Source organism: Dermacoccus sp. CCH2-D9 (assembly GCF_001556795.1).
Lineage (GTDB): Bacteria > Actinomycetota > Actinomycetes > Actinomycetales > Dermatophilaceae > Dermacoccus > Dermacoccus nishinomiyaensis.
The window spans coordinates 18,445-39,521 of record NZ_LSJT01000094.1 but is presented as its reverse complement, the minus strand read 5'-3'; the positions used below and the strand labels follow the sequence as shown (position 1 = coordinate 39,521).

20 protein-coding genes are annotated in these 21,077 nt (G+C 69.2%); 17 read left to right on the top strand and 3 right to left on the bottom strand.

What is annotated here, in order from left to right; genetic code table 11:
* Positions 1-106: 106 nt before the first annotated feature.
* A complete protein-coding gene (gene glgX / locus AX669_RS08090) occupies positions 107-2,338 on the bottom strand; it encodes a glycogen debranching protein GlgX (RefSeq protein ID WP_062257729.1) in 2,232 nt (743 codons plus the stop codon).
* Positions 2,339-2,371: 33 nt separating this feature from the next.
* On the opposite strand from glgX, the gene AX669_RS08085 reads away from it, so the two are divergent.
* The 6 genes from AX669_RS08085 to AX669_RS08060 all read left to right on the top strand — a co-directional run bounded on the left by AX669_RS08085 (position 2,372) and on the right by AX669_RS08060 (position 7,942).
* Positions 2,372-2,917 carry a hypothetical protein gene (locus tag AX669_RS08085; RefSeq protein WP_006945928.1) on the top strand — a complete coding sequence of 182 codons (546 nt, stop codon included), beginning with the start codon at positions 2,372-2,374 and terminating at the stop codon, positions 2,915-2,917.
* Between the two features lie 3 nt (positions 2,918-2,920).
* On the top strand, positions 2,921-3,718 hold the full coding sequence (locus AX669_RS08080; RefSeq protein WP_006946011.1) for an enoyl-CoA hydratase/isomerase family protein: 798 nt from the start codon (positions 2,921-2,923) through the stop codon (positions 3,716-3,718).
* Positions 3,719-3,720: 2 nt separating this feature from the next.
* Complete coding sequence (locus AX669_RS08075; protein ID WP_062257727.1) at positions 3,721-4,248, top strand: hypothetical protein; 528 nt, start codon at positions 3,721-3,723, stop codon at positions 4,246-4,248.
* Between the two features lie 106 nt (positions 4,249-4,354).
* Positions 4,355-5,134 (top strand): electron transfer flavoprotein subunit beta/FixA family protein, encoded by a 780-nt coding sequence (locus tag AX669_RS08070; protein ID WP_062257725.1) that lies wholly within the window; start codon positions 4,355-4,357, stop codon positions 5,132-5,134.
* Positions 5,135-5,171: 37 nt separating this feature from the next.
* Entirely contained in the window at positions 5,172-6,128 is a 957-nt protein-coding gene (locus AX669_RS08065) for an electron transfer flavoprotein subunit alpha/FixB family protein (protein ID WP_062257723.1), read from the top strand.
* A 593-nt stretch (positions 6,129-6,721) separates the two neighbouring features.
* On the top strand, positions 6,722-7,942 hold the full coding sequence (locus AX669_RS08060; RefSeq protein WP_038567438.1) for an MFS transporter: 1,221 nt from the start codon (positions 6,722-6,724) through the stop codon (positions 7,940-7,942).
* A gap of 13 nt (positions 7,943-7,955) precedes the next feature.
* Here the strand turns inward: AX669_RS08060 and AX669_RS08055 are convergent, their stop codons facing one another.
* Positions 7,956-8,756, bottom strand: a complete 801-nt coding sequence (locus tag AX669_RS08055; protein ID WP_156444960.1) for a GNAT family N-acetyltransferase — start codon at positions 8,754-8,756, stop codon at positions 7,956-7,958.
* 406 nt (positions 8,757-9,162) lie between these two features.
* Between AX669_RS08055 and AX669_RS08050 the strand changes: the two genes are divergently transcribed.
* The 10 genes from AX669_RS08050 (at position 9,163) to AX669_RS13675 (ending at position 20,052) form a co-directional block, all read left to right on the top strand.
* Positions 9,163-10,305, top strand: a complete 1,143-nt coding sequence (locus AX669_RS08050; protein WP_231729506.1) for a cysteine desulfurase family protein — start codon at positions 9,163-9,165, stop codon at positions 10,303-10,305.
* Entirely contained in the window at positions 10,305-11,462 is a 1,158-nt protein-coding gene (gene mnmA / locus AX669_RS08045; protein WP_062257714.1) for a tRNA 2-thiouridine(34) synthase MnmA, read from the top strand. The genes AX669_RS08050 and mnmA overlap by 1 nt, the downstream gene beginning before the upstream one ends.
* A gap of 3 nt (positions 11,463-11,465) precedes the next feature.
* Positions 11,466-12,494, top strand: coding sequence for a methionine synthase (locus tag AX669_RS08040; RefSeq protein WP_062257712.1), 1,029 nt, complete (start codon positions 11,466-11,468; stop codon positions 12,492-12,494).
* Between the two features lie 136 nt (positions 12,495-12,630).
* On the top strand, positions 12,631-14,943 hold the full coding sequence (gene ligA, locus AX669_RS08035) for an NAD-dependent DNA ligase LigA (protein ID WP_062257756.1): 2,313 nt from the start codon (positions 12,631-12,633) through the stop codon (positions 14,941-14,943).
* Positions 14,936-15,172 carry a glutaredoxin domain-containing protein gene (locus AX669_RS08030; RefSeq protein ID WP_006945997.1) on the top strand — a complete coding sequence of 79 codons (237 nt, stop codon included), beginning with the start codon at positions 14,936-14,938 and terminating at the stop codon, positions 15,170-15,172. The genes ligA and AX669_RS08030 overlap by 8 nt, the downstream gene beginning before the upstream one ends.
* A gap of 47 nt (positions 15,173-15,219) precedes the next feature.
* Entirely contained in the window at positions 15,220-15,516 is a 297-nt protein-coding gene (gene gatC, locus AX669_RS08025) for an Asp-tRNA(Asn)/Glu-tRNA(Gln) amidotransferase subunit GatC (RefSeq protein ID WP_006946031.1), read from the top strand.
* A 3-nt stretch (positions 15,517-15,519) separates the two neighbouring features.
* The gene (gatA, locus tag AX669_RS08020) at positions 15,520-17,070 is read left to right on the top strand and encodes an Asp-tRNA(Asn)/Glu-tRNA(Gln) amidotransferase subunit GatA (RefSeq protein WP_062257710.1); all 1,551 of its coding nucleotides are present in this window, start codon (positions 15,520-15,522) and stop codon (positions 17,068-17,070) included.
* Positions 17,070-18,581 (top strand): Asp-tRNA(Asn)/Glu-tRNA(Gln) amidotransferase subunit GatB, encoded by a 1,512-nt coding sequence (gene gatB, locus AX669_RS08015; protein ID WP_062257708.1) that lies wholly within the window; start codon positions 17,070-17,072, stop codon positions 18,579-18,581. The genes gatA and gatB overlap by 1 nt, the downstream gene beginning before the upstream one ends.
* 35 nt (positions 18,582-18,616) lie before the next feature.
* Complete coding sequence (locus AX669_RS08010) at positions 18,617-19,210, top strand: class F sortase (RefSeq protein ID WP_062257705.1); 594 nt, start codon at positions 18,617-18,619, stop codon at positions 19,208-19,210.
* 158 nt (positions 19,211-19,368) lie between these two features.
* Positions 19,369-20,052 carry a hypothetical protein gene (locus AX669_RS13675; RefSeq protein ID WP_062257703.1) on the top strand — a complete coding sequence of 228 codons (684 nt, stop codon included), beginning with the start codon at positions 19,369-19,371 and terminating at the stop codon, positions 20,050-20,052.
* 70 nt (positions 20,053-20,122) lie between these two features.
* On the opposite strand, the gene AX669_RS13670 is transcribed toward AX669_RS13675, so the two are convergent.
* Positions 20,123-20,323, bottom strand: coding sequence for a hypothetical protein (locus AX669_RS13670; protein WP_050786539.1), 201 nt, complete (start codon positions 20,321-20,323; stop codon positions 20,123-20,125).
* A gap of 172 nt (positions 20,324-20,495) precedes the next feature.
* Here AX669_RS13670 and AX669_RS13665 point away from each other — a divergent pair, with 172 nt between their 5' ends.
* Entirely contained in the window at positions 20,496-20,918 is a 423-nt protein-coding gene (locus tag AX669_RS13665) for a class F sortase (protein ID WP_255356535.1), read from the top strand.
* Positions 20,919-21,077: the final 159 nt, after the last annotated feature.

Genomic DNA, 21,077 nt, shown 5'->3' with positions numbered 1-21,077 from the left:
CGTTGCGTCGTGCAGCGGCTGTGGCTGGCGTCGTCGTGACGACAGGTAGGGGTTGTGGAGATTCGCGCTTCTTGGAGCGCGTTTCTCCTCGACCCTTTCCGGGAGCTCAGCCGCGCGACGGCGTGAGCACGAGCATCGACGGGCCGTCGACGGCGCACGTGTCACCGCTCGCGACGAACCGGCCCCCTGACAGCGGCGCCGGCTGCGCCGAATCCCACACGACGCTCCAGCCGCCCCCGTGCGGTGACGGCGGCAACGTCACCGATGCAGCGTCGAGCGCCCCGTGCAGGACGAGCAGCACCGACTCGTCGTCAGTGCTGCTGGCGTCGAACAAGGCCTGCAGCGTCCGCGTCGAGGGGGACGTCCACTCGGCGTCACTCAGCCCGACCCCGGCCGCGGAGAACCAGCGCACGTCAGGCTCACCCGCCACGGCGCGGGAACCGGGATAGAAATCGGGATGGCGCAGCACGCCGAAGCGGCGCCGCAGAGCGAGCAGGTGCCGCGTCGTCGCGAGCAGATCACGCTGGGCGGGGGAGTGATTCCAGTCGACCCAGCCGATCGGCGAATCCTGGCAATAGGCGTTGTTGTTGCCATGCTGCGTTCGAGCGAACTCGTCGCCTGCGGTCAGCATCGGCACGCCGGCCGACAGCAGCAACGTGCCGAGCATGTTGCGCATCGAGCGCAGTCGTCGGGCTGCGAGATCCGCTGCCACATCGCCCGCACCACCCGAGCCGCTCCCGGCGGCGTCTGACGTCGGCTCACCACCCGACTCGTCGACCGCGTCACCCGGCCAACCCTCGACACCGTGATTCCACGACCGGTTGTCACTCGTGCCGTCGCGGTTGTCTTCCCCGTTGGCCTCGTTGTGCTTCGTCTCATAGGCCGTCAGGTCGGCGAGCGTGAAACCGTCGTGCGCCGTGACGTAGTTGATCGACGCCTGCGGCCGGCGCAGCGGGCCGCCGACCAGGTCCTGCGACCCGGTCAAACGCGTCGCGAGATCCGCCACCCCGCCGCCGGGGTGCTGCCCGCCGCCACCGTCGCCTCGTGATGCCGCCGCAAGGTCGGCGAGCCAGAAGTCACGCACCGTGTTGCGGAACCGGTCGTTCCACTCGGCGAAGCCGGCGGGAAACTGCCCTGTTCGCCACCCGTGGAGGCCGATGTCCCACGGCTCGGCGATCAGCGTCACCTGCGACAGCACCGGGTCTGCCTGCATCGCCATGAGCAGCGCCGCCCGGGGGTCGAAGTCATCACCGGGGGCCCGCCCGAGTGCGACGGCGAGGTCGAAGCGAAAACCGTCGACGTGATACTCGCTCACCCAGTGCCGCAGGGAATCGAGCACGAGCCGCATGACGGCGGGTTCGCGCACGTCGAGGGTGTTGCCGCAGCCGGTCACGTCGATGTCCTCGCCGTGCTCGCCGAGACGGTAGGCGGTCGCATTGTCGAGCCCGCGCAGTGACAACATCGCGCCCTCGTGGCCGCCCTGCTCGCACGTGTGGTTGTAGACGACGTCGAGGATGACCTCGAGCCCCGCCGCGTGCAGCGACCTCACCATCGACTTGACCTCGTCGACGACCCCCTGCGCATCACTGGCATGGGCATACGCCGCGTGCGGCGCGAAGAAACCGAGCGTGTTGTAACCCCAGTAGTTGCTGAGCCCGAGCTTCACCAGGTGCGGTTCGTCGACGAACGCATGCACCGGCAGCAGTTCGACGCTCGTCACGCCGAGATCGCGCAGGTACGTCGTCATCGACGCGTGCGCGAGCCCCGCGTAGGTGCCGCGCAGTTCTTCGGGGACGTCGGGATGCTGCACCGTCAGACCCTTGACGTGCGCCTCGTAGATGACGCGGTCGGCGTCACGCACCTGGGGGCGGGCGTCGCCGCCCCAGTCGAAATCGTGGCTCACGACGACGCCGCGCGGCACGAACGGCGCGGAATCGCGGTCATCCCGCACCCGGGCGTCGCCCGCGAACGCGTCGTCGACGACGTGCCCAAACACTTCGGGCCGCCACGTCATCTCGGCGCTGACGGCGCCCGCATACGGGTCGAGCAGCAGCTTCGCGGGGTTGTGACGCAGGCCCGCCGCGGGCGCCCACGCTCCGTGCGCGCGGTACCCGTACGTCGTCCCGGGGCCGGCCGCCGGAACGAACGCCGCCCAATGGCCGCCGTCGAGGCGCATCATCGAAACGCGCGACTCGCCCGCCGGGGCATCCTGCGTGCCGAACAGGCACAGTTCGACTGCGCTCGCGTGGGCCGCGACGACGCAGAAGATCGCGCCGTCCCGCTCGAGCGTGACGCCCGGACGAGGGGTGCGGACGAAGACTCGTTGCGGGTCGGCCATGCGAACCAGGATAAGAGTCGGTAGGTTGGCCACATGACTGATCCCACAGCTCTGCCCAACTTCGGCCAGCCCGCTCCGGCGCCCGGCACGGGCGCCGGCGACACCTCCGGCGCGGCCTCCCTCACGGACAAGATCGTCGGCATCCTCGGCGGTTTCGGTTTCAACCCGCAGATCGACTCCGACGGCGACATCATGTACTCCGTCGAGGACCAGAACCTCTTCGTGCGCGTCATGGAGGGTGAGATCGCTCTGATTCGCCTGTTCGGTCAGTGGCAGATCACGGACGACATCACGTCCGACCTGACCAAGCGCCTCAACGCGGCCAACGACGTCACCCTCAGCCTCAACATCGTCAAGGTCGGCATCGCGCGCGACATGGTCGTCGTCTCCGGTGAGCACCTCGTGACGCCGGATCTCGACCTCGAGATGGTGCTGCCGTCGACGACGCAGATGATCCTGCAGGCGACGCAGTTGTGGCACCAGAGCGCCAGCTCCGACGGCCCGCACGCGGCCGAGGGCGGCGTCCCCGCGTTCGCGCAGCCCGGCGAGGGTGACGCGCCCGCCGGCGGGCAGGCCTGAGCCATGGCTGAGCAGGTCGCCTACGGCCAGTGGGTCAAGCTGGATGTGACGGACGGTGTCGCCACCATCCGCATCGATCGACCCAAGATGAACCCGCTCGACGCGGAGATCCAGGATTCGCTCGCGCGTGTCGCGGCCGACCTGCTCGACGACGCCGACGTGCGCGCCGCCATCATCACCGGTGGAGACAAGGTGTTCGCGGCTGGCGCCGACATCAAGGAGATGCAGCAGCTCGACTACGTCGACATGGTCGAACGTGGCACGAAGCTGCAGAACGCGTTCCGCGCGCTCGCCGAGCTGCCGTTCCCGACGGTCGCCGCCATCGAGGGGTACGCCCTCGGCGGCGGCTGCGAACTCGCCATGACGGCGGACTTCCGCATCGCCGCGAACGACGCGACGCTCGGCCAGCCCGAGATTCTGCTCGGCGTCATCCCGGGTGCGGGCGGCACGCAGCGGCTCGCTCGTCTCGTCGGGCCGTCGAAGGCGAAGGACATCGTCTTCTCCGGTCGCTTCGTCAAGGCTGACGAGGCGCTGGAGATCGGTCTCGTCGACGAACTCGTCGAGCCCGGCACGACGTACGAGGCGGCGCTCGCGAAGGTCAAGCCGTTCGTCAACGGCCCGCGTGTCGCCCTGCGCGCCGCGAAGGAGGCCATCAACCGTGGCCTCGACGGCGACCTCGCGACGGGGCTCGCCATCGAGTCGCAGCTGTTCACCGGCCTGTTCGCCACGAAGGACCGCGAGATCGGCATGCGTTCGTTCGTCGAGCAGGGGCCGGGCAAGGCGCAGTTCGAGGGCCGCTGAGCATGATCAAGCAGTGGAAGGTCGAACCCGATTGGCAGGAGGCGTTCCTCGCGGCTCTCGCCGATCGGGGCGCGACCCCCGCGCAGCGTGACGACGCCCTCGGCGACGTCGACGACGCCTGCATCCGCCAGAACAAGACGGCGCGCGAGATCTTCGGAGATCCCGTCGCCTACGGAAAGGACTACCCCGTGTCATCGCCCTTGACCGCCCGCGAGGCGGGCCAGGCGCGCACGCGCGCCATCGTGCTGGCCCTGGCCGGGCTCGTCGGCATGTTCTTCGCCCTGCTGGGCTGGACCGGCATGGTGCGCGACGTCGACAAGGTGTGGGGCGCGAACCCCACGATCTGGTTCGTCGTCGGCCTCGTCATCGCGATCGCGGCCGCGATCGTCGACACGCTCCTCGGCCGCAAGGCCGACTTCACGCAGGGGGAGACGGGTGCCGCCTCGACTCTCGTCAACCGTCTGCTGCCCTGGATCATCGTCGCGCTGACGTTGATCGGTCTGCTCGTCGTCAAGCTGACGCACGGCTGATCCACTTCCTCACATTCACGATCCGTGCGAGGGCTCGACGCCGACGTTACCGACGGGTAACGTAGTCTCGGACGGACAAGCTCCTACGAAAAAGGACGGTAGACGCATGAACATCGTCGTCTGTGTCAAGCACGTGCCCGACGCCCAGGGCGAGCGCGGCTTCTCCGAGGACAACACCACCGACCGCGAGAACGTCGACGGCCTCCTGTCGGAGCTCGACGAGTATGCGGTCGAAGAAGCACTCAAGATCGTCGAGTCCGAAGGCGGCGAGGTGACGGCGCTGACCGTCGGCCCCGCCGACGCAGCCGAAGCGGTCAAGAAGGCGCTGCAGATGGGGGCCGACAAGGGCATCCACATCAGCGACGACGCCATCGCCGGTTCCGACGCCCTCGCGACGTCGCTCGTCATCGCCGAGGCCGTCAAGAAGGTCGGCCAGCCCGACATCGTGATGTTCGGTCTCGCCTCGACCGACGGCGGCATGAGTGTCATTCCGGCTATGGTCGCCGAGCGCCTCGGCCTGCCGCAGCTCACGCAGGTCTCGACCCTCGAAGTCTCCGGCGCCCAGGCGACGGGTCGTCGTGACTCCGACGTCGCCTCCGAGACGGTCGTCGCGTCGCTGCCGGCCGTCGTGTCGGTGACCGACCAGATCAACGAGCCGCGCTACCCGTCCTTCAAGGGCATCATGGCGGCCAAGAAGAAGCCGGTCGAGGAGATGAGCCTCGCCGACCTCGGTGTCGACGCCGGCCAGGTCGGTCTCGACGCCGCGGCCACCAAGGTGCTCGACACGACGAAGCGCCCCCCGCGCGAGCAGGGCGAGATCGTCACCGACGAGGGCGACGGCGGCACGAAGCTCGTCGAGTTCCTCTCCGGCGCCAAGCTCATCTGATCGCCACCGACATTTTCTGACTGAGGAGAAACACACCATGGCTGAAGTTCTCGTCCTGGTCGACCACGTCGATGGCCAGGTCCGCAAGGTCACCGCTGAGCTGCTGACGCTTGCGCGCCGCCTCGGCACGCCGTCCGCCGTCTTCGTCGGTTCGAACGTCGACGCCGCCCGCCCGCGTCTCGCGCAGTTCGGCGCCGAGAAGGTCTACGTCATCGACTCCGCCGAGGTCGACGGTCACCCGGCCCCGCTCGCCGAGGCGCTCGCCGCCGTCGTCGAGCAGGCCTCGCCGGCTGCCGTCCTGTTGCCCTCGTCGGGCACGAACAACGAGGCCGCGGCGCGCCTCGCCGTCAAGACCAACTCGGGTCTGACGACGGACGCCGTCAACGTCGAGGCCGGCGACGGTGGTGCGCCGGTGACGACGCAGTCCGTGTTCGCCGGTTCCTGGACGCTCAAGGCACAGGCCACGACGCCGATGTCGATCATCACGGTGAAGCCGAACTCGGCGACGCCGCAGGCGTCGCAGTCGCAGGCTGCTCCGGTCGCCGTCACCGTGTCCGTCTCGGACGCGGCGAAGAGCGCCCAGATCACCGACCGCAAGGAGAAGCAGAAGTCGGGTCGTCCCGAGCTCAGCGAGGCGCGCATCGTCGTCTCCGGTGGTCGCGGCACGAACGGTGACTTCTCGCCCGTCGAGGCGTTCGCCGACTCGCTCGGTGCGGCTGTCGGTGCCTCGCGCGCCGCCGTCGACGCCGGCTGGTACCCGCACACCAACCAGGTCGGCCAGACGGGCAAGCAGGTCTCGCCGCAGCTGTACGTCGCCGCCGGCATCTCCGGTGCCATCCAGCACCGCGCCGGTATGCAGACGTCCAAGACGATCGTCGCCGTCAACAAGGACGAGGAGGCGCCGATCTTCGAGCTCGTCGACTTCGGCGTCGTCGGCGACCTGTTCAACGTGCTGCCGCAGGCCACCGAGGCCGTCGCGAAGGCCAAGAACTGACCTGACGCACCTCTCGCGCGTCGAAGGCGCCCGGCTTCCCAACAGGGAGGCCGGGCGCCTTCGTCATGCCAACCGTTGCCCGCGAGCCGCTTGGTCCGTCCTGGGCCGCCGGTGCGGCATCATCCGGTGGGTTGCTGATCGCTGTTGGGACATGATCCACCTTCGTCGCGGAAGGAGTACTCGCTGGTCGTCGCTGCACCTTCCAGAACGCGAGGCGCCTGATCGTCGACACGTGCGACCACCGGGGGCGTCGAGCGTTGACTCGCCTTGCCGGGGTCTGCCTCGCGCGGGCGCCGCGTAAGTCACGGTCTGGATATGTTCCGAAATCGTCTTTCTCGACCCGTTTACAGTCACAGTCTCGGGTGGCACGCCGGCTTGGCGGGTTTGCTGAGAACTCTCGATGCGTCGAGCGCGCAGGCGTGGCTCGCCGCCAACCGCGCGCAGCTGGGCCGCCGCTTGGATTTGGAAACGTCCTCCCCTGCGCAAACGGCTCGCGGAGTATGGGGGGCTGAGCATGGGCTTGGCGCCCTCGACCTGTCGCTGAGAAGACTGTCGATCGATGTCTGCAAAAGTGTCCTCGGGGAAGCTGTTCTATGACGATTACCAAAGGTCGGTCTGCTTTTTCCCTGTGGTTCGCGGGCGAGACCGTGTCGCAGCTGGGCACGTCTTTGGCGATGCTTGGCTGGACGCTCCTCGCCTACTCCGTGACGCACGACGTCAGGGCCGCGGCGCTGGTGGGTGCATTGCGCACCGCCACTCAGATCGTCACCGTGCTACCGGGCGGGCTGATCTCGGATCGCCTTGACCGTCGCAGCCTGCTCCTCCTCGACGCCGGGGTAGAGGTGCTCCTCTACGGCGTGCTCGCTGCCTTCATCGTCACCGACGTGCTGAGTCTCGGGCTGCTCGCAGCGCTGGCCGTCATCCAAGGCGCGTGCAGTGGGGCACTGGGCTCGGTGCGCCACACCGTTCTGCCTGACCTCGTCGAGGAGGATGAATTAGGAGAGGCCGTCGCGCGCATGCAGACGAGGGACGCGGTGATCGCCACCCTCGGCCCGCCCCTCGGTGGTGTGCTCTACGGCATCGCGCCGGTAGTGCCGTTCATGTCCAACGTGGTGCTCTCGGCAATGGAGTGGGCATTCACGACGCGCTTGCCGCGCCGCCTCGGCACACTCGACCGCGAGCGGCCCACCGAGCCTCTGCATGCCGCGCTGTTCGCAGGGTTCGGGTGGCTGCGTCGTTCGCGCGCGGCCCAGACGCTCCTGCTACTCGGGCTCATCGGGAACTGCGCGGTCATCTCACTCGCCATCGGGCTCAACCTGCACCTGCAGGCAACGGGGCAGGGCGCCTGGCGTGTGGGTGTGGTGGACGGCGTCGCAGGAATTGGCCTCGTGCTCGGCGGAATGCTCGCCCAGCGGGTCATCGGCCGGTGGTCGGCTCGTGCGCTCATCACGGCCGCGATGCTCACGATGGCGGTGCTCGTCGCCGTCCTCGCCGTCGCGCACAGCTTTGCGTGGATGGTGGGCCTCACCCTCCTGCTCTTCGTGCCCGTACCCACCGTCGCGGTGGCGGGGCAGCCCTACCTGCTCGGTCTCATCCCCGACGAACTGCGTGGACGCGTGCTGACGGCGGCAGGCCTCGCCTCCCTCGTGTTCAGCGCGGGCGCACAGGCCTTGGCCGGTCTCGTGCTCGGCTCGGCCGGTTTCGCGGCGCTCGCCTGGGGCGTGGCCGTCCTGCTACTGCTCGCGGCCGCCGTGGGGGCGTTCTCGGCGGAGGTGCGCGCCATCCCGGGACCCGGTGCCGAGAGCGCGGAGTGATGACGGCGCGGCGTCACCACCCGGGCCAGCCTGCGGGCGTGACCCACAGGTGAGCGCCGACGATCTCCCGACCGACGCCGAGGGCATTGCGCAGCGAGGGTTGGTTGTCGGGGTGGATCGTGCCCCACAAGACGTCGCCGTCGGCGGCCGGCAGCATCTCGAAGAGGTGCTGCATCGCAGCGGGGGCGAGCTTTTGGCCGCGGTGCGGCGCGTCGATGACGTTCTCGGCGACGGTGAATCCCGTCATGCCATGGGCGTTCCAGCGAAAGGCGGCGATGATCCCGACGAGTCGGCCGGCGAGGTGGATGCCGAAGAGCGTTCCCGCCGCGGCGTGTTCGTCGAATTCCTCCGGGGTCTGGGGCGTGGACCACAGACGCGTCTCGGGGTTCTGTTCCGCCAGATCGTCGTGGACCCGCTCCGCGAGCCGCCACGCGCCCGATGCCGAGATGGGCGCGAGGGTCACGTCGTCGAACCTCGTGCTCCGAGGACGCTCTCGCAACTCGCGAATGAGACCGGCCACGAGGTAGGTGTCCACCTCTGTCTGAAACCCGAAGGCTTCAAGGGAAACGCGCGCCGAGTCCGGCGACGACGTGAAGACCTGGAGCCTCCCGGGCGCGAACGGGGCGTAGGCCCGCGCGATCTCGTCGGCCATGGCGTGCCAGTGATCGCCCGACGACGCGTCGCCGACGTCGTGCGCCGCGATCTCCACGAACGGCTTGGTGAGGTCGCGACCTCGAAACCGGATCCCGGTGACGGCCCAGCCACCGCAGGGCAGGGTGAGGAGGCGATTGGCCCAGTCGACGGCATCGGGCACGTCGATGACGGCGACGCCGTCGCGGTAGGCGGCGCCGAACTCCTCGTCTCCGACCCACTCGGCACCTTCGGCGAGGTGGGCCCGCATGTTCGTGGCCAGCGTCGGTTCGTCGTACCAGTCGCGCAATCGGGGGTGGACGTCGCGCAGGGCAGCGGTCGTGATGGCGTCGTGGAGGCCGACTGAGGATTCAGGTGAGGTGGTCATCGCCGTCAGTGTGACCCGTGAGGTCCGCCGCATGCATCCGAATTTCCAGGGACCACACCGGGCCTGCGCGCCAGGCGTTCACCAGGCTCATCGGGCGCGACATGGCGCTGTCGGCGGGCGGGACTAAGCTTGGCGGGTGCCGAATCGCGTGTATCTCGACCATGCTGCCACCTCGCCGATCCACCCCGAGGTGATCGACGCGATGGCGAAACAGATGGCAATCGTGGGCAATGCGTCCAGCCTGCATACGAGTGGCCGCAATGCGCGCGGCGTCGTCGAGGAGTCGCGCGAGCGGATCGCAGCGGCTCTGGGGGCGCGTCCGTCGGAGGTCATCTTCACCTCCGGCGGCACCGAGAGCGACAACATGGCCATCAAGGGCACCTACCGCGCGACGCGCCGCATCGATGACGCGCGGCGCCGGCTCGTCGTCAGTGGCATCGAGCACCACGCCGTCCTCGACGCCGTCGAGGCGCTCGTCGCGCACGAGGGTGCGGCCGTCACCTGGGTCGAACCCACGAGCGACGGTGTCATCACGGCAGCAGCCGTCCGTGCCGCGATCGAGGCTGACGGTGGGCCGCGGACCGTCGCGCTCGTCAGCGTCATGTGGGCGAACAACGAGGTCGGCACCGTGCAGCCCATCGCCGAGATCGGTGCCATCTGCGCGGAGTTCGCGATCCCGTTCCACACCGACGCGGTGCAGGCGATCGGCCACGTCGACGTCGACTTCGCCGCATCGAACACGACGATGCTCGCGCTCACCGGCCACAAGCTCGGCGGGCCGCAAGGCGTCGGAGCGCTGCTGCTCGCCCGCGACGCGAAGCTCGACCCGCTGACCCACGGCGGCGGCCAGGAGCGTCAGGTGCGCAGCGGAACGCTCGACGTCGCCGGCATCCGGGGCTTGGCCGTCGCCGTCGAACTCGCCTGTGCCGCACGCGAAGATGAGGCCGCGCGTCTCGTCGGCCTGCGTGACGCCCTCATCGACGGCGCCCTCGCGCTCGACCTCGGTATCGAGATCAGCGGCGCCTGGACGCGCGGCGACGGCACGTCACGGCTCCCCGGCAACGCCCACCTGCGTGTTCCCGGTTGTGACGGCGACTCGATGCTCTACCTGCTCGACGCCGCGGGCGTCGAGTGCTCGACGGGCTCGGCGTGCCAGGCCGGCGTGCCGCGTCCCAGCCACGTCCTGCTCGCCATGGGCATCCCCGAGGAACGAGCGCGCGGCGCATTGCGCCTCACCCTCGGGCATACCTCGACGCAGGCCGACGTTGACGCCTTCCTGGAGGCGCTGCCGGCCGTCGCCGAACGCGCCCGCAGAGCCCAGGAAGCTACCAGGAAGGTGTCGTGATGCGCGTCGTCGCCGCGATGAGCGGTGGAGTCGATTCCGCCGTGGCCGCCTCGCGCATGCTCGAGGCGGGCCACGACGTCGTCGGGGTCCACCTCGCGTTGTCCCTGTCCGCTGCCACGCTGCGCGAGAGCGCTCGCGGCTGCTGCACGATCGAGGACGCCGGTGACGCCCGCCGCGTCGCTGATCGCCTCGGCATCCCGTTCTACGTGTGGGACATGGCCGAGCGGTTCAAGGCCGATGTCGTCGAGGATTTCGTCGCCGAGTACGAAGCCGGACGTACCCCCAACCCTTGTCTGCGCTGCAACGAGAAGATCAAGTTCGCGGCGCTGCTCGACAAGGCGCTCACGCTCGGTTTCGACGCTGTCGCGACCGGTCACTACGCGCAGATCGTCGAGGGCCCGAACGGCAAGGAGCTGCATCGGGCCGTCGACATGGCGAAGGACCAGTCGTACGTCCTCGGGGTCCTCGACGCCGAGCAGCTCGCGCACTCGTTCTTCCCGCTCGGCGACACGACGAAGCCGCAGATTCGTGAGGAGGCCGCGCACAAGGGCTTCTACGTGGCGAACAAGCCCGACAGCCACGACATCTGCTTCATCGCCGACGGCGACACCAAGGCGTGGCTGACGAAGCGGCTCGGTGAGAAGCCCGGCGACATCGTCGACACCGACGGTGAGGTCGTCGGCCGGCACGAGGGCGCGTACGCGTACACCGTCGGTCAGCGTCGCGGGCTCGGACTCAAGGTGCCGCGCGACGACCACGCGAAGCGGTACGTCGTCGACGTCCAGCCGAAAACGAACACCGTCGTCGTCGGAACGGCCGATCTGCTCGGCGTCGACGTCATCGAGGGCTCGCACGCCCGCTGGCCCGGCCCGCCGCCCGTCGGTGAGGTGCGGCTCGGCGCGCAACTTCGGGCGCACGGCGAGGAGTTTCCTGCGACCGTGACCGCTGACGGTGACCGCGTCGTCGTGCGGCTCGACGCGCGCACACGCGGCGTGGCGCCGGGGCAGTCGGTCGTGCTGTACGAGGGTACGCGCGTCGTCGGGTCGGCGACGATCACCGCGACGTCACGTGCGCCGCGTCAGTCGAGTTCTGTTGTTACGGTGGGCGATTCGACGACAAGGTCTGACGGTTCCCCGAGCGTCGGGGCGAGTGAGTAGGCCGTGGCGGATCTTCTCGGGCCTCGCACGAGCGGCGTCGGTTCGCTGCCCGACGTCGGGTCGCGCGATGCCGTGCGGCAGGTGCGCGACCTGCTCGTCGGGGATGTTCCCGACGGCTTCGGCATCCCGTACGTGCCGGAGCAACCCACGCGTGGGCCGGGCGCCGACATGATCGGCCGAGCTGGCGACCTGCTCGTCGAGATGCCGGTCGACCTGCAGCCCAGTGGCTGGCGCCTCACGCCCCCGGGCTCGGCTCGCGGGCGCGACCTGCGCCGCGCTCAAGGGCTCTTGCAACAGGATCTCGACGAGGTCGCCGAGGCCTACGACGGCTATGTCGGACCGCTCAAGACGCAGGTGTGCGGCCCGTGGACGCTGGCCGCGTCGCTGTGGTTGCCCCGCGGGGAACGCGTCGTCAGCGACGCCGGGGCGTCGCGAGATCTGGCACAGTCGCTGGCCGCGGGCGTCGTCGGCCACGTCGAGCACCTGCGACGTCTCGTGCCCGGCGCCGACGTCGTCGTCCAGCTCGACGAACCGAGCCTGCCCGCCGTGCTCGCCGGCTCGATTCGCTCGCTCTCCGGCATGCGCCGGCTGCACCCCGTCGACGAGGGACGCGCCGGTGACGTTCTGCGCGACGTCGTTGACGCTGTGCGGGCGAGCGGGGCGAGCGTGACGGCGCACTGCTGCGCGCCCGACGCGCCGATCGCGCTCCTGCGTCGCGCGGGCCTCGACGGTGTCGCGCTCGACACGTCGCTCGTCGCCGAGCCCCAGTTCGACGCCCTGGGTGAGGCGATCGACGGCGGGATGACGCTGTGGGCCGGGCTCGTGCCAACCACGTCGACCGAGCGTCACCCGCGCGCCCACGTCGAACGGTTCCTCGCGATGTGGAACCGCATCGGATTCGGGGCTGCGGAGTTCGACCGCCTCGTCGTCACCCCCGCGTGTGGTCTGGCGACGCTGCCGCCCAAGGACGCCCTTCGCATTCAGCGCCTCGCGATCGAAGCGGCCAGGATGCTGCGAGAAAGCGTCGGCTGACGTCGTCGACGCATCTGGTGCCATAGCTCGTCCTGCCGACGAGAGCGTCGAACCTGACGCAAGCAGCACACCGGCCTCGCGTGGCCTCAGCCGCGGAATTCCGGGGTTGTCGTGCCGGTGGTGCAGGATGGAGCACGTGAGCGAGACGACGCCCAGGAAGGGCCGCCAGGCGAAGGCGGACACGCTGCGCACCGACGTACCCGACGCGGTGCGCCACCGCGCTGCGGAACTGACCGAGCAGATCGACGGCCACCAGTTCGCGTACTACGTGAAGGATGCGCCCACGATCAGCGATGGCGAGTACGACGAGTTGTTGCGCGAACTGCAGGGCGTCGAGGAGAGCTACCCCGAGCTGCGTTCGCCGGAGTCGCCGACGCAGCGAGTGGGGGGCACGTACTCGACGGAGTTCACGGCCGTCGACCACGTCGAGCGCATGCTGAGCCTCGACAACGCGTTCAGCCCGGAGGAACTCGCGGAATGGGGCGACCGCGTCGTGCGCGAGGCCAACACGAGCTTCCACTACCTGTGCGAGCTGAAGATCGACGGGCTCGCCATCAACCTGCTCTACGAGAACGGCAAGCTCGTGCGCGGCGTGACGCGCGGCGACGGGCGCACGGGCGAGGACGTCACGCTCAACGTCCGCACGATCCAGGGCATCCCGCTCGAACTGCACGGCGACGACCTACCTCAGCTCGCCGAGATCCGCGGTGAGGTGTTCTTCCCGGTCAAGGAGTTCGAGGCGCTCAACGCCTCACTCGTCGAAGAAGGCAAGTCGCCGTTCGCCAACCCGCGCAACGCGGCGGCGGGCTCGCTGCGACAGAAGGACCCGGCGAAGACGGCCAAGCGGCCGCTGCGGATGCTGGTCCACGGCATCGGTGCGCGCACCGGGTTCGACATCACCCGCCAGAGCGAGGCCTATGAACTGCTCGCCGACTGGGGGCTGCCGACGTCGCCCTACGCCAAGGTCCTCGACACGATGGACGAGGTGCAGAAGTTCGTCGCCCACTACGGGGAGCACCGGCACTCCGTCACGCACGAGATCGACGGCGTCGTCGTCAAGGTCGACGAGATCGCGGTGCAGCGCGCCCTCGGCGCGACGTCACGCGCGCCCCGCTGGGCCATCGCCTACAAGTACCCGCCCGAAGAGGTCAACACGAAGCTGCTCGACATCGAGGTCAACGTCGGACGCACCGGCCGCGTCACCCCGTTCGGCATGATGCAGCCCGTCAAGGTCGCCGGTTCGACGGTGTCGATGGCGACGCTGCACAACGCGTTCGAGGTCAAGCGCAAGGGCGTGCTGATCGGCGACACCGTCGTGCTGCGCAAGGCGGGCGACGTCATCCCAGAGATCGTCGGGCCCGTCGTCGAGGCGCGCACGGGCGACGAGCGGGAGTTCGTCATGCCGACGCACTGCCCGGCCTGCGGCACTGAGCTCGCCTACGAACGTGAGGGCAACAAGGACATCCGCTGCCCGAACGGCCGCACCTGTCCCTCCCAGTTGCGTGAACGCCTGTTCTCGCTCGCGAGCCGTGGCGCCTTCGACATCGAGGCCCTCGGCTGGGAGGGCGCCATCTCGCTGCTCGAATCGGGGGTGCTGACGGACGAATCCACCCTGTTCGACCTCACCTACGACGACCTCGCCCGGGTGCCCCTCTACACGCGCGTCGCGAAGAAGAGCGACCCGGAGGCCAAGGTGCGCGACGGTCGCATCGTCTCGGCGACGGGGGAGAAACTGCTCGCCAACCTCGAGGTCGCCAAGACGCAACCGTTGTGGCGCGTCATCGTCGCCCTGTCGATCCGACACGTCGGCCCGACGGCGGCGCGCGCGCTCGCGACCCAGTTCGGTTCGATCGACGCAATCCGTGACGCCGACGAGGCGACGCTCGCCGCGACCGACGGCGTCGGCGCCGTCATCGCCCATTCGATCAAGGAGTGGTTCGCCGTCGACTGGCACGAGAACATCGTCGCCGGGTGGGCCGCGAGCGGCGTGCGCATGGAGGATGAACGCGACGAGTCGATCGAGCAGACCCTTGCCGGTCTGACGATCGTCGCGACCGGTTCGCTCGAGAACTTCACGCGTGACGGCGTCAAGGAGGCGATCATCGCGCGCGGCGGCAAGGCATCCGGCAGCGTGAGCAAGAAGACCGACTACGTCGTGCTCGGCGAGAACGCGGGGTCGAAGGCGACGAAGGCCGAGGATCTGGGTCTGCGCATCCTCGACGAGGCCCAGTTCACGCGCCTGCTCGAGGGCGGCGCGGCCGCTCTCGGTGACGGAGTGGGCGACGACGAAGGCGCAGCGGGTGACGAAGTGTCCGAGCTTGCCGTCGACGACGCGCTCGAAGAAGCTCACGCTCCGGTCGATCCGGAGCCCGCCGCCACGGACGATGAAACCACGGACGGTGGAACCGCACCGGCCGACACCACGACGAAGGAACCTGACGATGAGTGACGTGACGATCTACTGGCGGCCGGGTTGCCCGTTCTGCACCCGCCTCGAGCGCGCGCTGGGCGCCGACGGCACGCGCGCGACGTGGCGCAACATCTGGGAGGACGAGGAGGCTCGCGAGTTCGTCGCGATGGTCAATGACGGCAACGAGGTCGTGCCCACCGTCGTCATCGACGGCCGTCCCCACACCAACCCCGACCCGGCCCTGGTCAAGAAGGCGCTCGTGGGCTGAGTGCCCACCCGAGCACGCCGATCCACACACCACATAGGATGACGCCCATGTCTTCTCTCTCCCGCGATGAGGTGGCGCACGTCGCCGGCCTGGCCCGCATCCAGCTCTCGGACGACGAACTGGAGACGTTCGCCGGCCAGCTCGACTCGATCGTCGGCTTCGTGGCCAGCGTCAGCGAGGTCGCGGCCGATGACATCCCGCCGATGTCGCACCCGCTGCCCCTGACGAACGTGACGCGTGCTGACGAGGTGCGAGCGTCGTTGAGCGCCGAGGAGGCGCTCGCGATGGCCCCGGCGAGCGAGCAGCAGCGCTTCGCGGTGCCGCGCATCCTCAGCGAGGACTGATCCATGAGTGCTGACACGACCGACGAGACGAGCAAGGGTTCGACCGTGACCGACATCATCCGCCTCAGCGCCGCCGAGATGGCGAGCAAGCTCGCCGACGGCAGCCTCACCTCCGTCGAGCTGACGCAGGCCCACCTCGACCGCATCGCGGCGGTCGACGGTGACGTCCACGCCTTCCTCCACGTCAACGCCGAGGAGGCGCTCGCCACGGCCGCGCAGGTCGACGCCGACCGCGCCGCCGGCAAGACGCTGCACCCCCTCGCCGGTGTCCCCGTCGCCGTAAAGGACGTCGTGACGACGAAGGGCCAGCCGACGACGGCCGGTTCGAAGATGCTCGAGGGCTGGATCCCGCCGTACGACGCGACGATCGTCACGAAGCTGCGCGCTGCCGGCATGCCGATCCTCGGCAAGACGAACATGGACGAGTTCGCGATGGGTTCCTCGACCGAGCACAGCGCCTACGGTCCGACGCACAACCCGTGGGATCTCGAGCGCATCCCGGGCGGCTCCGGTGGCGGTTCGGCCGCCGCCGTCGCGGCTTTCGAGGCGCCCCTTGCGGTCGGCACCGACACGGGCGGCTCGATCCGTCAGCCCGCGTCCGTCACCGGCACCGTCGGCACGAAGCCGACGTACGGCGGCATCAGCCGTTACGGCCTCATCGCCATGGCGAGCTCGCTCGACCAGGCCGGCCCGTGCACCCGTTCCGTCCTCGACGCCGCGCTGCTGCACGACGTCATGGGCGGGCACGACGGGATGGACTCGACGTCGATCGACGCCCCCGTCCCGCCCGTCGTCGAGGCGGCGAAGCGCGGCGACGTCTCCGGCATGAAGATCGGCATCATCGAGCAGCTCGACGGTGAGGGCTACCAGAGCGGTGTCAAGGCGCGCTTCGACGAGGCCGTTACGGCCCTCGTCGACGCCGGCGCCGAGGTCGTGACCGTCTCGTGCCCGAGCTTCGAACAGGCGCTCGCCGCCTACTACCTCGTCATGCCGTCGGAGGTCAGCTCCAACCTCGCGAAGTTCGACGCCATGCGCTACGGCCTGCGCGTCTCGCCCGAGGGCGTCGAGGCTCCGTCGGCCGAGCAGGTCATGGCCGCCAGCCGTGACGCGGGCTTCGGCAGCGAGGTGAAGCGACGCATCATCCTCGGTACGTATGCCCTCTCGAGCGGTTACTACGACGCCTACTACGGCCAGGCGCAGAAGGTGCGCACGCTCATCGCACGCGACTTCGCCAAGGCGTTCGAGACGGCCGACGTCCTCGTCAGCCCGACGTGCCCGACGACGGCGTTCAAGCTCGGCGAGAAGCTCGAGGACCCGATGGCGATGTACCTCAACGACGTCGCGACGATCCCCGCCAACCTCGCCGGTCTGCCCGGCATGTCGCTGCCCGCCGGTCTGTCGGACGACGGGCTTCCCGTCGGCTTCCAGATCCTCGCACCCGCGACGAAGGACGAGCGCATGTACGAGGTCGGGGCCGCGCTGGAGAAGGCACTCGAGAAGACCTGGCGCGGGCCGCTGCTCGCGAAGGCTCCGGCACTGAAGGAGAACAACTGATGGACGCCGTCCTCGACTACGACGAGGCCCTCGCGACGTACGACCCCGTCATGGGGTTCGAGGTGCACGTCGAGCTGAACACGAACACGAAGATGTTCTGCGGCTGCGCCACCGAGTTCGGCGCCGAGCCCAACACGCAGACGTGCCCCGTCTGCCTCGGTCTGCCGGGCGCGCTGCCTGTCGTGAACGCCAAGGGCGTCGAGTCGGCCATCCGCATCGGTCTCGCGCTCAACTGCGAGATCGCCGAGTGGTGCCGCTTCGCCCGGAAGAACTACTTCTACCCGGACATGCCGAAGAACTTCCAGACGTCGCAGTACGACGAGCCGATCGCGTTCGACGGCTACCTCGACGTGGAGCTCGAGGACGGCACCCCGTGGCGCGTCGAGATCGAGCGCGCGCACATGGAGGAGGACACGGGCAAGTCGCTGCACGTCGGTGGTGCGACCGGTCGCATCCAGGGCGCCGACCACTCGCTGCTCGACTACAACCGCGCGGGCATCCCGCTCATCGAGATCGTGACGAAGCCGCTCGTCGGAGCGGGGGAGCGCGCGCCCGAGATCGCAAAGGCGTACGTCGCCGCGATCCGTGAGCTGATGCGCGCCCTCGACGTCTCCGACGCCCGCATGGAGCAGGGATCGATGCGCTGCGACGCCAACGTCTCGCTCATGCGCAAGGGCGCCGACGCGTTCGGCACCCGGACGGAGACGAAGAACGTCAACTCGCTGCGTTCCGTCGAGCGCGCGGTGCGCTACGAGATCACCCGCCAGGCTGCCATCCTCGACGACGGTGGCTCCATCCTGCAGGAGACGCGCCACTGGCATGAGGACACGGGCGTCACGACGTCCGGGCGCCCGAAATCGGACGCCGACGACTACCGCTACTTCCCCGAGCCCGACCTCGTCCCCGTCGCGCCGAGCCGCGAATGGGTCGATGAGCTGCGCGCGACGCTGCCCGAACCGCCCGCGGAGCGCCGCAAGCGTCTGCAGGGCGAGTGGGGTTTCTCGGACCTCGAGATGCGCGACGTCTACAACGCCGGCGCCGTCGAGACGATCGAGGAGACGATCGCTGCCGGCGCGACGCCGGCCGGTGCCCGCAAGTGGTGGACGGGCGAGATCGCCCGCCTGGCCAACAAGGCCGGCCAGCCGTTCGTCGAGTTCGCCACTGAGCGCAACGTGACGCCGGCGACGATCGCCGAGCTCGACGGACTCGTGACGTCGGGGCGCCTCAACGACTCGATGGCCCGTCAGACGCTCGAGGGCGTGCTCGCCGGCGAGGGCCAGCCGACCCAGGTGGCCGATGCCCGCGGCCTCGAACTCGTGCAGGACGACGGCGCGCTCGAGGCCGCAGTCGCCAAGGTCATCGACGCCAACCCGGACGTCGCGCAGAAGGTGCGTGACGGCAAGGTGCAGGCCGCGGGCGCACTCATCGGCCAGGTGATGAAGGAGATGAAGGGCCAGGCAGACGCGGCCAAGGCCCGTACGATCATCCTGACCCAGCTCGGACAGGCCTGAGCGCGAGCGGGCATGTGACGGACGAAGGGACGCCCATGGATCGTCGAGGATTTCTGACGGTAGCCGGCGCCGCGCTGTTCGGCGCCACGGCGTGCTCATCGGGTGGCTCGGGCGGCTCGTCGTCGGACCACACGGCGTCAGTGCCCACGACGTCCGTCGCGCCGACCGCGAAGGCGTCGAAGGGCGGCGGCAGCGTGCCGGTGAAGCTGACGATCCCGTCGATTGATTTCGACCGCAAGCTCACGGGCATGGGTCTCACGGACGACGGCGAGATCTCGCCGCCCCCCGGCGTGACGCAGTGGTACAACGCCACCGTCAGCCCGGGCCAGAACGGCATCTCGGTCATCGCCGGGCACGTCACCTATGACGGCCCCGACGTGTTCGCCAACCTCGAGAAGGTCAAGGTCGGCGATCAGCTCAGCGTCGGGTTCGCCGATGGTTCGTCGAAGAAGTTCGTCGTGGTGCGGGAGAAGTCGGTCGACAAGCAGGCCCTACGCACCGACCGGAGCGTGTGGGGCTCCTCGAGCACACCCAGCCTCGTGCTCATCACGTGCGACGCCGAATCCAAGCTCGTCGGCCAGCACCACCTCAACAACTTCGTCGTGTGGACGAAACCCGTTTCCGGATGATTCACCTGCATTACTGCGCAGTACCACTGACAATCCTCCCAGCCTGTGCTTAGCTGAATCACAGGCGGGGAGGGGTCAGCGTTCACCGCGATCCCTGCGGGGGCCGCGCAGAGCATGACGCACCGCCGAGTCCAAAGGAAATCTCGAAAGGTGCCATCATGAAGAAGTTTGCTGGTCTCGCAGCGGTCGGCGTCGGCGCGCTCGCCTTCACAGGTGCAGGCGCATCGCAGGCGGCTGAGACGCACATCAGCGGTAACCTGCAGTACACGTCGATGACCTACTGGTGCGACAAGGGCAAGCCGAACTTCGCATTCGGCTACCGCACGCTGAACAAGACGGAGTCGCAGGTCACGTTCACGGCTTCGGGCTTCAAGCCGCTCGTGACGAAGAACGTCTCGCCCTACACGGCGAGCCGTACCGTCTACGCCGTCGGGGGTTACGCAGGCAAGCCGATCACGGTGACGGCACACGCTGCCTCGACCGGTTCCTCCTTCAGCGTCTCGGGTCGCGTTCCGTCGAGCTGTGCCGGCCTGCCCACTGTCCTTCCGTTCACAGACTGGTCCGCCGCAGGCAAGCCCACCGCGCAGCCGGTGCCGACGAAGCCGGCCCCGACGAAGCCGGCCCCGACCAAGCCCGCGCCGACCAAGCCGGCTCCGACCAAGCCCGCGCCGACGAAGCCGGCTCCCACCACGTCGGCCCCGACCACCACGGGTCAGGGCCCGAAGGTCGAGACGGACCGCGTCGTCACGAACCAGAACGACACCACCGCTGCCGCGGCCGGCCTGGGCGCCCTCGCCCTCGCGGGTGGCGGGCTCGTCGTGGCGCGTCGCGCGCGCCGCTGACGAGCGTCTCGCGATGCACGGTGACGCCGGGGTCCTCGACGGATCCCGGCGTCACCGCGTCCAGGGCGACCTAGACTGACGCCATGAAGAACACCTTGGGGAAGTGTGTCGGCGCGGTCTCGGTCGCGCTCTGTCTGAGTGCGTGTGGTAGCGGTGGGGGAAGCTCGGACAAGTCCGTCTCCGTCTCAGCATCGTCGACATCGCCGTCGTCCGTCTCGGTCACGTCGTCCAGCTCCGCGCCCTCGCCGTCGGGCACGGCAGCGTCGAGCACGTCGGCCGCGTCGTCGTCGGCTGCCCCGGCCCCTCAGACCAGCGGCCCATCGTCAGCCGGTCGTCCCAGCGGCTCGGCCACGCCGCGTGCGAGCGCATCGAGCGGCGTCTCCAAACCCGGCGGAGGAAGCGGTGGCGCGAGCGTCGCGGTTCCGAGGTCCGCCGCGGTCAACATCTCGATCCCGAGCATCGGGCTCGATCACAGCATCGTGCCCGGCGGGCTCAACGGGGGCGTGCTGAACCCGCCGAGCGGCGTCATCCAGCAGTTCACCGGATACGGGCGTGTGACCCCGGGCAAGCCGGGCATCAGTGTGCTCGCGGGCCACGTCACCTACAACGGGCCCGACGTGTTCTACAAGCTGTCGAGCGCCCCGGTCGGTGGCCGGGTCACGATCTCCTACGCCGACGGCACGCACAAGGACTTCGTCATCACCTCGAAGGCCAGCGTCGACAAGAACGCGCTGCAGAACGACTCGCGCGTGTGGGGCGCGAGCGCCGCCCCGGTCCTCGCACTCGTCACTTGCGACTCCTCGAGCGGCTGGGCCAACGCGCAGCACCACACCAACAACTTCGTCGTCTGGGCGAGCCCCGCCTGAGATCGGTCCGGCACGGACCTCCGACTGAAGGCCGAACGGCCGACGCCGATGCGATCGTCGATGGCCACGCCGAGCGACGATGGCGGCCAGAGCGTCGCGGCCTCATGCGGGCCGCGTGGCCGCGTTTGGCGTGAGGCGTACGCGGCGACGAAGATGAGC

Coding starts and splice junctions, on each gene's coding strand:
- glgX (WP_062257729.1), bottom strand. CDS start 2,338: ATGGCCGACCCGCAACGAGTCTTCGTCCGCACCCCTCGTCCGGGCGTC.
- AX669_RS08085 (WP_006945928.1), top strand. CDS start 2,372: ATGACTGATCCCACAGCTCTGCCCAACTTCGGCCAGCCCGCTCCGGCG.
- AX669_RS08080 (WP_006946011.1), top strand. CDS start 2,921: ATGGCTGAGCAGGTCGCCTACGGCCAGTGGGTCAAGCTGGATGTGACG.
- AX669_RS08075 (WP_062257727.1), top strand. CDS start 3,721: ATGATCAAGCAGTGGAAGGTCGAACCCGATTGGCAGGAGGCGTTCCTC.
- AX669_RS08070 (WP_062257725.1), top strand. CDS start 4,355: ATGAACATCGTCGTCTGTGTCAAGCACGTGCCCGACGCCCAGGGCGAG.
- AX669_RS08065 (WP_062257723.1), top strand. CDS start 5,172: ATGGCTGAAGTTCTCGTCCTGGTCGACCACGTCGATGGCCAGGTCCGC.
- AX669_RS08060 (WP_038567438.1), top strand. CDS start 6,722: ATGACGATTACCAAAGGTCGGTCTGCTTTTTCCCTGTGGTTCGCGGGC.
- AX669_RS08050 (WP_231729506.1), top strand. CDS start 9,163: ATGGCGAAACAGATGGCAATCGTGGGCAATGCGTCCAGCCTGCATACG.
- mnmA (WP_062257714.1), top strand. CDS start 10,305: ATGCGCGTCGTCGCCGCGATGAGCGGTGGAGTCGATTCCGCCGTGGCC.
- AX669_RS08030 (WP_006945997.1), top strand. CDS start 14,936: ATGAGTGACGTGACGATCTACTGGCGGCCGGGTTGCCCGTTCTGCACC.
- gatC (WP_006946031.1), top strand. CDS start 15,220: ATGTCTTCTCTCTCCCGCGATGAGGTGGCGCACGTCGCCGGCCTGGCC.
- gatA (WP_062257710.1), top strand. CDS start 15,520: ATGAGTGCTGACACGACCGACGAGACGAGCAAGGGTTCGACCGTGACC.
- gatB (WP_062257708.1), top strand. CDS start 17,070: ATGGACGCCGTCCTCGACTACGACGAGGCCCTCGCGACGTACGACCCC.
- AX669_RS08010 (WP_062257705.1), top strand. CDS start 18,617: ATGGATCGTCGAGGATTTCTGACGGTAGCCGGCGCCGCGCTGTTCGGC.
- AX669_RS13675 (WP_062257703.1), top strand. CDS start 19,369: ATGAAGAAGTTTGCTGGTCTCGCAGCGGTCGGCGTCGGCGCGCTCGCC.